Raw genomic sequence first — 12,304 nt, forward strand, 5'->3', positions numbered from 1 at the left:
GGTTTTTCGCATGACGCTTTAGGTCGCGGCTGCCAGCAAGCTGCGCGTGTATTCGTGGCGTGGTGCTTCAAACACCTGTTCGACGCTGCCCGATTCGACCACATCACCCCGTTTCATCACCATGACGCGGTGAGACATCGCGCGCACAACCCGCAGGTCGTGGCTGATGAAGATATAGGCCAGTCCGTATTTCTTTTGCAGTGCCCGCAGCAAATCCACGATCTGAACCTGCACCGTCATATCCAGCGCCGATGTCGGTTCATCCAGCACCAGCAGTTTAGGGCGCAACACCATCGCGCGTGCGATCGCAATGCGCTGACGCTGCCCACCTGAGAACTCATGCGGATAGCGGTCCATCGTGACCGGATCGAGGCCCACCTCAACCATCACATCATGCACGAGATCCCTGTGTTCACGCTCCGGATCAACACTGTGAATGCCCAGCCCCTCTGCAATGATCTGCATACAGGTCATCCGCGGGCTCAGCGATCCGAAAGGGTCCTGAAACACGATTTGCATGTCTTTGCGCAGGCTGCGCAGCTGGCGCGTGGACCACTTGCGCACGTCCTGATCCATGAAGGTGATGCTACCCTCTGACGCGATCAGCCGCATCAACGCCAGTGCCATCGTCGTCTTACCAGACCCGGATTCGCCCACCACACCGATGGTTTCACCCGCGCGCACGGTCATGCTGGCATCGTTGACCGCTTTGACGTGCCCGACGGTGCGACGCAGCAGTCCGGCCTCGATTGGAAACCAGACCTTGAGGTTGTCTGTCCGGGCAACGATATTGGCTTGATCCGGTACAGAAACCGGCGCGCCCGATGGCTCAGCGCTCAACAGTTTTTGCGTGTAGGGGTGTTGCGGGTTGGCAAATATCTCGGTGGTTTTACCGCTTTCCACGATCTCGCCATGTTGCATCACGCAGACCTTGTCGGCAATGCGCCGCACAATGCCAAGGTCATGGGTGATGAACAAAAGCCCCATGCCCATGCGGTCTTTCAGATCCTTGAGCAGGTCCAGAATTTGCGCCTGAATGGTCACATCCAACGCGGTCGTGGGTTCATCCGCGATCAGCACATCCGGTTTGTTGGCCAGCGCCATGGCGATCATGACCCGCTGGCGTTGCCCGCCAGATAGCTGATGCGGATAGCTCGTCACGCGCGTTGCGGCGTCGTGAATGCCCACCTGTTCAAGCAGTTCGATGATACGCGCCCGCGCCGCCGCCCCGGTCAGCGCCTGATGCAACGCAAGGCTTTCGCCCAGTTGCTTTTCAATTGTGTGCAAGGGGTTAAGCGACGTCATCGGCTCTTGAAAGATAAAGCTGATGTCATTGCCGCGCACCTTGCGCAACAAGGCTTCATTTGCGCCGATCATCTGCTGGCCGTCATAGGTGACGGAGCCTGAGACCTCAGCGCTATCCCCCAGCAGCGACACCGTGGAAAGCGCCGACACGGATTTTCCCGACCCCGATTCACCCACCAAGGCGACTGTTTCGCCCCGTTCGACCGAAAAGCTCACGCCCTTCACGGCAGTCGTCAACGCGCCATCTTGCCTGAACTTGACCACCAAGTCCTTCACTTCCAGCAGTGCACTCATGAAAAGGTCTTTCTGGGGTCGAAGGCGTCGCGGACCCCTTCAAAAATGAAGATGAGAAGCGACAGCATGATTGCGAAGGTAAAGAACGCCGTGAAAGCCAGCCAAGGGGCTTGCAGGTTCTGTTTCGCCTGCAACGTCAACTCGCCTAAGGACGGCGCCGAGGATGGCAAGCCAAAGCCAAGGAAATCCAACCCCGCAAGCGTCGCAATTGTCCCCGTTACGATAAAGGGCAGCATGGTCAGCGTCGCCACCATCGCATTGGGCAGCATATGCCGGAACATGATGGTGATGTTGGAAACGCCCAAGGCGCGGGCAGCCCGGACGTATTCCAGATTGCGGGCACGCAGGAATTCCGCGCGCACAACACCGACAAGGGACATCCATCCAAAAAGCACCATGAGCAAGACCAGCAACCAGAAACTTCGCCCCAGAATCGCAAACAGGATGATGATGATATAAAGCTGCGGCGTTGAGGACCAGATTTCGATGATGCGTTGAAAGATCAGGTCCGTCTTGCCGCCGAAATACCCCTGAACCGCACCGGCGATAATGCCGATGATGCTGGCCAGTCCGGTGACCATCAACGTAAAGAAAATCGACAGGCGGAACCCATGCACAACACGCGCCATCACATCGCGTTTTGTCCCATCCGTGCCCAGCAGGTTTTCGCGGTTCGGCGGTAAAGGTGCCGCACCGGGCCGATCAACGGCAGTGTCATAGGAATAAGGGATCAGCGGCCAGATCGCCCAGCCCTTTTCAATGGGATCACCGTCGATGATACCATCACTCGCATCCTCAATGTAGCCTTCCGGGTCGTCAAAACACAGATCAAGACCTCCCGTGGCGATCAGGCATTTCACCTCCGGGTCGCGATACACAGCCTCGGTCTGGAAATCGCCGCCGAAGGCTGTTTCCGGGTAAAAATTCCAGATCGGCGTATATATCTCACCGCGATATTGCACGAGTATCGGTTTGTCATAGGCGATAAACTCGGCAAAGATCGACAACCCGAACAGGATCGAGAATATCCACAAGGACCAATAGGCGCGCCTGTTGCGTTTGAAATTGCGCCACCGCCGCTGGTTCAGCGGCGACAGGCGTCCGCGTTTCGGCGCAGCTTTGGGTGCAGCGCTTGGTGCCGGTGAAGCCTCTGGTAGAGGGTCAATAACCGCCATTCCCTAGCCCTCCCGCCGTTCAAAGTCGATGCGCGGATCAACCAGCACATACATCAGATCAGAGAGCAGCCCCACGATCAGCCCGATCAGGCCAAAGATGAACAGCGTGCCAAAGACAATCGGATAATCCCGGGCAACGGCGGCCTCAAACCCCAATCGGCCCAATCCATCGAGGCTGAAGATGGTTTCGATGATCAGCGAGCCGCCAAAGAACACACCGATGAACACCGCCGGGAAACCTGCGATGACAATTAGCATCGCATTCCTGAACACATGCCCATACAGCACACGGGCCTCTGACAGACCCTTGGCGCGCGCCGTCATGACGTAGTGTTTCTTGATCTCATCCAGAAAACTGTTTTTGGTCAGCAGCGTCAGGGTTGCAAAGGCCGAAATCGTCGAGGCCAGAACCGGCAGCGTGATGTGCCAGAAGTAATCGACAACCTTGCCCCAGGCCGAAAGCTCATCAAAATTATCGCTCGTCAGCCCCCGTAGCGGAAAGATCTGCCAATAGGAGCCTCCCGCAAAGAGCACCAGCAGCAGGATCGCGAATAAAAAACCCGGGATCGCATAGGCCGCGATGATGGCCCCGGAGGTCCAAGTGTCAAAGCTGGTGCCGTCCTTTACCGCTTTGCGTATGCCCAAGGGGATCGACACGAGATACGCGATCAAGGTGGACCACAGCCCCAATGTGATCGACACGGGCAATTTTTCCTTGATCAGTTCAATGACGGAAATCGACCTGAAATAGCTCTCTCCGAAATCAAAGCGCATGTAGTTCCAGATCATGTTCAGGAACCGCTCAACGGGCGGTTTGTCAAAGCCAAACTCCGCTTCCAGCTCAGCGATGAATTCTGGCGGCAACCCGCGCGCTCCGATATACTGGCTGTCGTTCCCGGCACTCAGGTCCTGCGCACCAGCATCATTATTGGCACCGGAGAACCCTTCGAAAACATCGCCGCCGCCCTGAATGCGGGCAATCGCCTGTTCCACCGGGCCGCCGGGCACGAATTGCACCAGTGCAAAGTTGATCAGCATGATCCCGAGCAGCGTCGGAATGATCAGCAACAACCGTCTGATAATATAGGCGCCCACGGCGTTACCTCAGCGCTCCGGCGGCGCGCAAGGCATCCGCCTTATCCTGATTGTACCACCAGAAATCCAACTGGCCCAAGGCAAACGGAGGGATGTCCGCCGGGTGCTCGTACTGGTCATAATGGGCGACCCAATGGCTGGGGTTGTACCACACGGGGATCATGATGAACTCATAGCGCAGCGCCCGGTCGAGTGCTGTCAAAGACGCCTGCTCTTCTTCGCGTGTTGTGGCGTTCAGCGACCGGTCAATGATGGCATCCACCAACGGACTGGCGAGGCCAGCGGGGTTGAACAGCGAAAATTCCGCCGCCTCTGATCCGTAGCGTTGCATCAGCCCGGTGCCCGTGCCCAGAAATGCGGCATATGAGTCAAAGACCAGATCATAGTCACGGTCCCGTTCCCGCGTCGTGTATTGCGCGGCATCCACCTTTTCAAAAGTGATGTCGATGCCAAGCGTTTTCACATTTGAAACATAGTTTTCCATGACCGCACTCAGCGTCGGTGACGTGGCGCTGTTGAACAGGAAATTCAACGAGAGCGTGACCCCTTCCGCATTCCTGCGCACACCATCGTCCCCAACGACCCAGCCTGCATCATCCAGCAGTTTCATCGCAGTGCGTGCGTTGCGACGGTCCAGCAAACGCTCGGCATTGGAGGTATGTGGCACCAGAACGGGATCGGTCAGCATTTCAGGCGGCACGAGGTCGCCAAGGCTTTGCAAGAACGCAAGTTCCGCATCAACAGGCAGGTCGACAGCCATCACAGGCGTGTCCTGCGTGAAAGACGCGCGCTGCCGGAACAGTCCGTATTGCAGGCTTTCGTTTGTCCATTCAAAGTTGAACGCAAGGGCCAGCGCTTGGCGAACGCGGCGGTCCGTCAGCGTGTCGCGGCCAAGGTTGAAAACGATGCCCGAGGGCGTGGGCGGTGAGCCATTGGGCAGCTCTTTGGTGATCACCAGCCCTTCGCGGGTCTTGGGAAAATCATAGCCGGTTGCCCACTTCTTGGAATCACCTTCGCTGCGGAAGGTGTATTCACCCGCCTTGAAGGCCTCGAATGCCGCCGTATCATCACCGAAATATTCGATCCTGATTTCATCAAAATTGTTGCGCCCAACGTTGAATGGCAAATCCTGACCCCAGTAATCGGGGTTTCGTTTGTATGTGATCCGGCGGTTCACATCGACACTGTCGATCATGTAAGGCCCGGAACCAGGGGAAACGTCGAGCCGGCTTTCATCAAGGCCAGCGCCTGTTTCTTCGTACCATTTCTTGGACCACGCAGGCACAAAGCCGACTTGATCAATCAGGCTGCGGCGCGAAATGCCTTCGGTGAAATAGAACTTGATGGTGAGATCATCAATCACTTCGACCTTGGGAATACGTTTACGCACGGCATCGGCATAGGACTTGAGACCCTCATCCAGCAGCAGGTTATGACTGAAGGCAATATCATGCGCCGTGACAGGGGTCCCGTCAGAGAACCGCGCCTCTGGGCGCATGTAAAAGATCACCCAATCCTTGGTTTCGGGGTATTCGACCCTTTCGCACAGTAAACAGTAGGATTCGCCGTAGGTGTCCGCCGGGGCACTTGCGCCGCCCGTGCCGTCGCCCAGCAGGCTTTCATACATGATGCTGGACAGGGCTCCGGCGCGTCCCTTGCGCGTATAGGGGTGCATCGAATCAAAAGTCCCCACGACACTTAACGCGATCTCGCCGCCTTTGGGCGCATCAGGATTCACATAATCAAAGTGTTCGAAATCGGCGGGATAGCTCAAATCTCCGTAAAATGAGTAGCCATGGCTGACGATCATATTGTCCTGCGACCGCGCCGAAGTTGACCAGACAGAGCAGATTGCCAAGACCAATACCCCAAGTCCAAGGCCAAACAGACCCTTATATTCCTGGTTCTTACTGATCCGAACTTGCGGTCCTGCCATCTGGACGTCCTCCTGTTGCGTGTCGGAGTGCCCCGACTTCTTTGTTCAGATGTAAGCTAACGGGACGCCGGGCCAAGATACAAGTTGCGAAAATGTGATTAACGCCGCCAACGGACCTGACTAAAACGAAAAAGCCGCGGGCAGTTTTGCGCGCGGCTTCGTCAATTATCGTGTCCTGCGGTTCAGTCGTCGAGGCTGTCGAGATAGGCGATAACGTCCGCCCGATCCTCAACCTTGCGCAATCCGGCAAAGCCCATAGACGTACCGGGTGCATAAGAAGATGGCTTTTCAAGGAAACCGCTCAGGTTTTCAGGTGTCCAGGCACCCTCCATCGACGCAAGCGTGTCAGAGTAGCCATAGCCCTCCGCCGTGCCCTTGTCGCGACCGACGACGCCATACAGGTATGGTCCGGCAACGTTCTCTCCCTGCACCAGCTTGTGACAGGCGGAACACTTGCGGAAGACTTTTGCACCGTCTTCAACGCTGGCCGAGGCCATGATGGTCGCGAAATCAACTTCTTCGACTTCGGCGGTGTCTTCACCGCTTTCCACTTCGATCACGTAGGATGCTTCGCCGTGCATCTCAACGTGGTAAAGTTCTTCTGCGGCCCATTTGCCCAGAAGGAACACCAGCAAGGCACCACAAATGCCACCGGCTGCTTTCGTAAATGTCATTGTATCGAGCATGGGTAGGTTCCATCACTAACTTCTTGACGCGCTATCTACGTCTTCACCTTGGCCGTGGCAAGGTGTACTTACCGCGACGAAACGCCTCTTTCGTCGCAGAAATGTATTAGGAAACCGTAATGACACGTAAAACCGCAATCCGCATCGCTTTTCAGGGGGCGCTTGGTGCATATAGCCATGAGGCTGCGTTGAACGCGCGTCCGGACGCAATCGCGGTGCCATGCGCAACATTCGACGACGTGATTGCGGCGATGCACGCGGGTGACGCGGATCTGGCGATGTTGCCGGTGGAAAACACGACCTATGGCCGGGTTGCGGATATCCACCGTCTGCTGCCCGAAAGCGGTCTGCACATCATAGATGAGGGGTTTGTGCGCGTCAGGATCAATCTGATGGCCCCCAAAGGTGTCGGCTTGAGCGAAATCAATCACATCCGCGCGCATCTCGTGCTGATCCCGCAAGCGCGCAGCTTTCTGGATCAGCACGGGATCACCGCAGAAGCGGCGGCAGACAGCGCCGGCGCGGCTGCGGAACTTGCACAAGACCCCGAACCCGGCGTCGGCGCCTTGGCCAGTGCCGTAGCCGCGGACATACATGGGCTTGATATTCTGGCCCGCGATATCGAGGACGCGCATCACAACACCACCCGTTTTTTGCTGATGTCACACGATTTGGACACGACGCGACGCGCAGAAAAGATGATCACGACCTTTGTTTTTGAAGTCCGAAACATTCCTGCTGCCTTGTATAAGGCCATGGGGGGGTTTGCGACCAATGGCGTCAATATGACGAAACTGGAAAGCTACATGGTTGGTGGATCATTCACGGCGACTCAATTCTATGCGGACATCGAAGGACACCCCGACGATCCAGGCGTAAAGCGCGCAATGGAAGAGCTAGACTATTTTACGAATATGATCGAAATCCTTGGCGTCTATCCGGCGCATCCGGACCGCGATCAGACGGTGGTGCGGTAATCGCTTTCTGTTTCTTGCGCAAAATCCGCCATGCGTTTCGCAATTTTTTGCTCCATGGTGGCTTTGGTCACCTCCAGCGCCTTTAAAAACAGACGGCCAGAGAGTGTTTGACCTTCAAACATGAAACTCAGGGTCATTTCTGTCACTTCGGTTTCGCCCGGTGACAGTTGGCACATCGCCCGCCCTTTGAACGATTTCGCCGCAATAGCCATGACCAAATGATCCGGTGCCACGAGGTCCGTGACCTCAAGGGTCAGGTCAAGCGATTTGCCATGAAACAGAAATCGGATGTCCCAAATTGGCCCCGCCGCCGCATCAGACTGCGCACCACGTCGGTGCACCTTTACCCCGCGCGCAATTGCTGCGGTTTCAAATCGCTCATAATCCGTGACCGCCTGAAATACAAACGCCGCAGGTGCGTCGATCTCCTTGCTCAGCGAAAAATCCATCTGACCGCCTTTATTCCCCTGTCCCGGATAGATGCAGCTGCAGTCGCGTAAATCAATGCACTGCGCGCACGGGGCGCTTTCTGACCCTGCCTAATTAATACGGTATCACTCCAGACGGTTCGCCAGCCAGTTTTCGATCAGGAAGTGCGCAATGGCCCCCTTGCGGGCAGGCAGAATATCGGGGTGGTGCCCTGAATAGGCCACCATCATGTCTTCCTTGCTCACCCACATGGCATCTTCGATTTCCAGCGGATCAACCGTCAGGTCCGTGTTCAACGCTTCACCGGCGCAGCCAAACATCAAAGACGCGGGAAAGGGCCATGGTTGGCTGGCAAGATATTCTACCGCGCCAACGCGCACGCCAACCTCTTCAAAAACCTCGCGCCTGACCGCAGCTTCGAGGGTTTCGCCGGGTTCGACAAAACCAGCCAAGAGTGAATACATTTTGTCCGGCCATCCCGGAGACCGCCCAACCAGAACAGAGTTACCTTTTGTAATCAGCATGATAACCACAGGATCCGTGCGCGGAAAATGCGACGCGTTACACGCGGGGCATCGCCGCTGCCAGCCCTCCTGCACCATGTCAGTCTGAACGCCACAACAGGCACAAAACCCATGCGTCGCGTGCCATCCGAAAACCGCCTTGCCGGTTGCGGCCAGTTCAGCATCGCGCGGTGAAAGCCATGTCATGACCCGGCGTAATTCTGCAAATACCATCTCATCCGGCAGGTCCGGGTGCCTTTGCTCAGACTGATCAAGAAACCCACCCAACTGATCCTCATCAAGATCATCCGGCACCCAGTTTGACAGATCAAAGGCAAATCGTGCCGCACCCTCTTCGCGCCCAAGCAAAATACTGTCCTGTGACGCATTGCGCAGCACGGGATGATCCAGCGGCAGACGCACAAGCAAGGCGGGGTTGCCCAGCGACACCAGCGGTTTGCCGCGCCAGAACAAAGTTGCCCGGCTGTCCGGGTCAGTGCGCGCGGCAGCCAGCGCCTCGCGATCACTGCGGATTTCTCCGGCGCGGTCCAGACCCGAGCCGCCAAAGGTTACTGTTTCTGCACGTTTCATGTCTGCTCCGCCGCATGGGCGTTGAGCATTTGCATGCAAACATAAAGAGTTCAAGAGCTTGGGCAAGAATGTCGCCAGCAAGCCTTGCCAACCCCAACGTGATCTGTTGGAAGTTAATACATCCATCAGTTGTTATGCGACGCCGAACCGGAGAAATAAAATAGCAGACGCACGGTCAAGAAAATTTCGCCTGCGCATTTTGGCAACAAGTGATTTGCACATGCAGATGACCTGTTTCGACTATGTCAACGACCGTCCCAATCACGGCGGCAGCCTCGCAAAACTGGCGACACTGATAAAAAAGGCGCGCTACGAAGCGAAAGAGACGGGCGCGACCTGCCTGCTTTTCGACAATGGCGATACCTTTCAGGGCACGCCGCTGGCTGATCTTCTGGCGCGCGACCAAATCAGTGGCCCACACCCCATGGTCGCAGCGATGAATGCGCTGGATTATGATGCAGGCGGACTTGGCAATCACGATTTTGACTATGGAAGCGCGCATCTCAACAAACTGCTGCTTGAACAAAATACCCCGATTGTATGTTCAAACATGATCTCTTCCGAACTGAAAACTGTCAAAAGACACGTTATCCTCGAACGCGCTTTGACGGACCAAAATGGCAAGCTCGAAACCTTCCGTATTGGCGTCTTGTCCAGCCTGCCTGACAAGACTGCGCTGTGGAACCGGCATCAACTCAAAGACCGTGTCGAATTCACCCCCCCGATACCGGCCTTGCGCAGCGCGGCTGCGGATTTGCGCGCACAGGGCGTAGACCTTGTCATTGTGCTGGCACATATGGGCTTTTCGTTTTTCGACGAGGGGCCCGAAGCACAAAATCTGGTGCACGAGGTTGCGGACCTTGAGGACGTGGATATCGTTATCGCGGGTCATACGCACCTGCGCTTTCCCGGCCCCGATCATACAGGTCTGAAAAATGTGAATACTGTAACGGGGCATGTGCATGACACACCCGTGGTGCAGCCCGGCCCAACCGGCAATGATCTGGGGGTCATTGATCTGACCCTTCAAAAGACAGACACAACGGCGATCTGGGACATGGCCGGGGCAAAAATTGCCCTATGGCCGACAGATCAAAGCACCCGGGAAGACGCCGAACTGGTGGCCTGCACGCAAAGCGTACATGATCAGACCCGACAACATCTTGGCCAACAAGTCACCTACATCGACAAACCCATGCACAGTTATTTTTCGCTGTGCCATCCGAGTCCGATACCTGCACTGCTTGCGGCTTCCAAACACCAGGCCATCCGCAAGATGGTTACGGGCACGCAATACGCGGACCTGCCCCTACTGGCCGCTGCATCCGCGCCCTCAACCGGTGGATTTGACGGACCAGACAATTTTTTATTCTTGGCCAACGGTAAGGTTGAACGGCGGCATATTTCCGGCATGAACCCCTATGCGAACCACGTCTGGGCGGTCAAAACCACGGGTGCGCAAATACGTGACTGGCTTGAGCGCTCAGCCCTGATTTTCAACACCCTCGCGCCCGACGCGCCAAACCAGATGTTGATCAATCCGCATATCCCAAGCTTCAGATGCGATTTCATCTACGGGCTGAGTTACACAATCGACCCTTCGCGCCCTCCCCGCTTTGATGCATCCGGACAAATCGTACCGGGTGCACGCGGCAGGATCGATGACATTGTCTGGAATAATACGCCCTTGCAGGAGACACAGGAATTTCTTGTCGCCACAACGGACCATCGTGCAAGTGGCGGCGGTCTTTTCAAGGTTTTTTCACCTGACGAAATTGTCGTGCATGGCCATGCCCCGTTACAGGAGGCCGTCATGGACTATCTCAGCGATCCCGACTTTGACGCCTTGCGGGCAACACAGCCCTGGTCGTTTCCTGAAGGGATTGGCCGTACTGCCATATTGTTGACGGCACCGGAGGCCGAACACCATCTGGACGATATCGCGCGATTGAAACCAGAGGTATGCGGCCAGACCGACGAAGGTTTCTTGCGGATTCGCATCACGCTTTGAACGCAAACACGGTCTTGCGTAATGCAGCCCGCTTGCCTATATGGAACTCGAGAGGTTGGTGCGGGCGAGCGCCTCGCCAACCCGGTCAGATCCGGAAGGAAGCAGCCGTAACGAGCCCCGCTTGGGTCGTTATCCAGCCTCTCACCTTACCCTCCATCAGGCGATATGAGCGGCGCTTATGTTCAAAAGCCGGATTAAGGCAAGCCGTTGTTTTGGCCCGACCACTTTGTGGTTCACCCGACATTCTGCCAACAGACACGCCAACTCCCGTGAACTAACTGTCCTTACGCAGTAGTACCTGAGTACCCGTTAGCCCCAAGTGAAAGATGTCGAGGTCACCGCTTTGGGGTTAGGGCTGATGATCATCCAACCGCTGCTTTGCAGGCTTGATACCGACGGCCCATCGCAGAACAGGCGTGTGTCTGTCCGACCAGACCGTGAGGGGCAGCCCTTAGCGAAAGGGTACACATAATATGCAGGGCTCCAGTGCTGATAGAACAGTTGATGAACGCGGCATCAGCTCACTGCCAAATGCATCTTGGCCAGGAAAACGACCGATGCCTTGACGCTGAACTTGGCCGCAAAAATACACGTAAGGTGCTCCAAAATATAGAAATCCCGCAATTTCGCACCAAACACCACCATCAAAAACCATTTCTGTCGTAAAAAACGTTCTAGAGATTTCGAAAATCTATTCAAATTGTAAAGGTGGCGAGCCGTGGAGGACTCGAACCCCCGACCTGAGAATTAGAAGTTCCCTGCTCTAATCCAGCTGAGCTAACGGCCCGCGTTTGCAACAAGACAACCCGGTGAGGTGTCTCCTTGTCGCATGTGTTTATCCTTGGGTCTGCGCCCGGTCAATTGAAGAAATGCACAACCTCAGTGCGTCCACGCCCCACGACGACCCGTTGCAAAATTCTCGCCATATCCGCCGGCGCGAATGTTCGGACGGCGTTTCTTTGGTTCCTGAATGTCGGCGTCAATTCCGTTTTCGCGCGCGTATTCCACCGCCGCCTCTTTGGTGTCAAAACGCAGCTTCACCTGCGACTGCATATCGCTGGAGGATGTCCACCCCATCAACGGATCAACTTCACGCGACGAGCCCGGCGCAAATTCCAGTATCCATTTATGGGTTTTCGCCAATCCCGACGACATGGCGGTTCTCGCAGGTTGATAAATTCGCGCGCGCATCGTGCCACTCCTCAGAAAGCGTATGCTTTTATCAGCAATTTTTAGCCCAAGAGCAAGACGCCAAATACGCGCATCTCCTCAGTTTTACCTCAAAGTGAAGCCGCATGGTTC

The 12,304-nt window shown here is 56.0% G+C and carries 10 protein-coding genes, 1 tRNA gene and 1 other RNA gene; 3 read left to right on the forward strand and 9 right to left on the reverse strand.

Annotated elements, in window-relative coordinates:
• Window positions 1-18 precede the first annotated feature (18 nt).
• From RLO149_RS17095 to RLO149_RS17115, 5 genes are all read right to left on the reverse strand, one after another.
• Entirely contained in the window at window positions 19-1,599 is a 1,581-nt protein-coding gene (locus tag RLO149_RS17095; RefSeq protein ID WP_013963348.1) for an ABC transporter ATP-binding protein, read from the reverse strand.
• On the reverse strand, window positions 1,596-2,774 hold the full coding sequence (locus RLO149_RS17100) for an ABC transporter permease (protein WP_013963349.1): 1,179 nt from the start codon (window positions 2,772-2,774) through the stop codon (window positions 1,596-1,598). The genes RLO149_RS17095 and RLO149_RS17100 overlap by 4 nt, the downstream gene beginning before the upstream one ends.
• 3 nt (window positions 2,775-2,777) lie before the next feature.
• Window positions 2,778-3,869: a microcin C ABC transporter permease YejB gene (locus tag RLO149_RS17105; RefSeq protein ID WP_013963350.1), complete on the reverse strand. Its 1,092-nt coding sequence runs from the start codon at window positions 3,867-3,869 to the stop codon at window positions 2,778-2,780.
• Window positions 3,870-3,873: 4 nt separating this feature from the next.
• Entirely contained in the window at window positions 3,874-5,805 is a 1,932-nt protein-coding gene (locus RLO149_RS17110; RefSeq protein ID WP_013963351.1) for an extracellular solute-binding protein, read from the reverse strand.
• Between the two features lie 182 nt (window positions 5,806-5,987).
• The gene (locus RLO149_RS17115) at window positions 5,988-6,491 is read right to left on the reverse strand and encodes a c-type cytochrome (protein WP_013963352.1); all 504 of its coding nucleotides are present in this window, start codon (window positions 6,489-6,491) and stop codon (window positions 5,988-5,990) included.
• 119 nt (window positions 6,492-6,610) lie between these two features.
• On the opposite strand from RLO149_RS17115, the gene RLO149_RS17120 reads away from it, so the two are divergent.
• Window positions 6,611-7,468, forward strand: a complete 858-nt coding sequence (locus RLO149_RS17120; protein WP_013963353.1) for a prephenate dehydratase — start codon at window positions 6,611-6,613, stop codon at window positions 7,466-7,468.
• Here RLO149_RS17120 and RLO149_RS17125 read toward each other — a convergent pair.
• Both RLO149_RS17125 and nudC read right to left on the reverse strand, forming a co-directional pair.
• On the reverse strand, window positions 7,450-7,917 hold the full coding sequence (locus RLO149_RS17125; protein WP_013963354.1) for an SRPBCC family protein: 468 nt from the start codon (window positions 7,915-7,917) through the stop codon (window positions 7,450-7,452). The two genes, RLO149_RS17120 and RLO149_RS17125, sit on opposite strands and share 19 nt — an antisense overlap.
• A 105-nt stretch (window positions 7,918-8,022) precedes the next feature.
• Complete coding sequence (nudC, locus tag RLO149_RS17130; protein ID WP_013963355.1) at window positions 8,023-8,991, reverse strand: NAD(+) diphosphatase; 969 nt, start codon at window positions 8,989-8,991, stop codon at window positions 8,023-8,025.
• Between the two features lie 199 nt (window positions 8,992-9,190).
• On the opposite strand from nudC, the gene RLO149_RS17135 reads away from it, so the two are divergent.
• Complete coding sequence (locus RLO149_RS17135) at window positions 9,191-11,002, forward strand: 5'-nucleotidase C-terminal domain-containing protein (protein ID WP_281015705.1); 1,812 nt, start codon at window positions 9,191-9,193, stop codon at window positions 11,000-11,002.
• Window positions 11,003-11,051: 49 nt separating this feature from the next.
• Window positions 11,052-11,148: signal recognition particle sRNA small type (gene ffs / locus RLO149_RS23245), an RNA gene on the forward strand.
• Window positions 11,149-11,711: 563 nt separating this feature from the next.
• On the opposite strand, the gene RLO149_RS17140 is transcribed toward ffs, so the two are convergent.
• Together RLO149_RS17140 and RLO149_RS17145 are read right to left on the reverse strand one after the other, a co-directional pair.
• Window positions 11,712-11,789: transfer RNA gene (locus RLO149_RS17140), tRNA-Arg, on the reverse strand.
• A gap of 92 nt (window positions 11,790-11,881) precedes the next feature.
• A complete protein-coding gene (locus RLO149_RS17145) occupies window positions 11,882-12,193 on the reverse strand; it encodes an ETC complex I subunit (protein ID WP_013963358.1) in 312 nt (103 codons plus the stop codon).
• Window positions 12,194-12,304 lie beyond the last annotated feature (111 nt).

It is taken from the genome of Roseobacter litoralis Och 149 (genome assembly GCF_000154785.2).
GTDB lineage: Bacteria > Pseudomonadota > Alphaproteobacteria > Rhodobacterales > Rhodobacteraceae > Roseobacter > Roseobacter litoralis.

Excerpts from the sequence above, each read along its gene's own strand:
- RLO149_RS17095 (WP_013963348.1), bottom strand. The coding sequence starts at position 1,599 with ATGAGTGCACTGCTGGAAGTGAAGGACTTGGTGGTCAAGTTCAGGCAA.
- RLO149_RS17100 (WP_013963349.1), bottom strand. The coding sequence starts at position 2,774 with ATGGCGGTTATTGACCCTCTACCAGAGGCTTCACCGGCACCAAGCGCT.
- RLO149_RS17110 (WP_013963351.1), bottom strand. The coding sequence starts at position 5,805 with ATGGCAGGACCGCAAGTTCGGATCAGTAAGAACCAGGAATATAAGGGT.
- RLO149_RS17115 (WP_013963352.1), bottom strand. The coding sequence starts at position 6,491 with ATGCTCGATACAATGACATTTACGAAAGCAGCCGGTGGCATTTGTGGT.
- RLO149_RS17120 (WP_013963353.1), top strand. The coding sequence starts at position 6,611 with ATGACACGTAAAACCGCAATCCGCATCGCTTTTCAGGGGGCGCTTGGT.
- RLO149_RS17125 (WP_013963354.1), bottom strand. The coding sequence starts at position 7,917 with ATGGATTTTTCGCTGAGCAAGGAGATCGACGCACCTGCGGCGTTTGTA.
- nudC (WP_013963355.1), bottom strand. The coding sequence starts at position 8,991 with ATGAAACGTGCAGAAACAGTAACCTTTGGCGGCTCGGGTCTGGACCGC.
- RLO149_RS17145 (WP_013963358.1), bottom strand. The coding sequence starts at position 12,193 with ATGCGCGCGCGAATTTATCAACCTGCGAGAACCGCCATGTCGTCGGGA.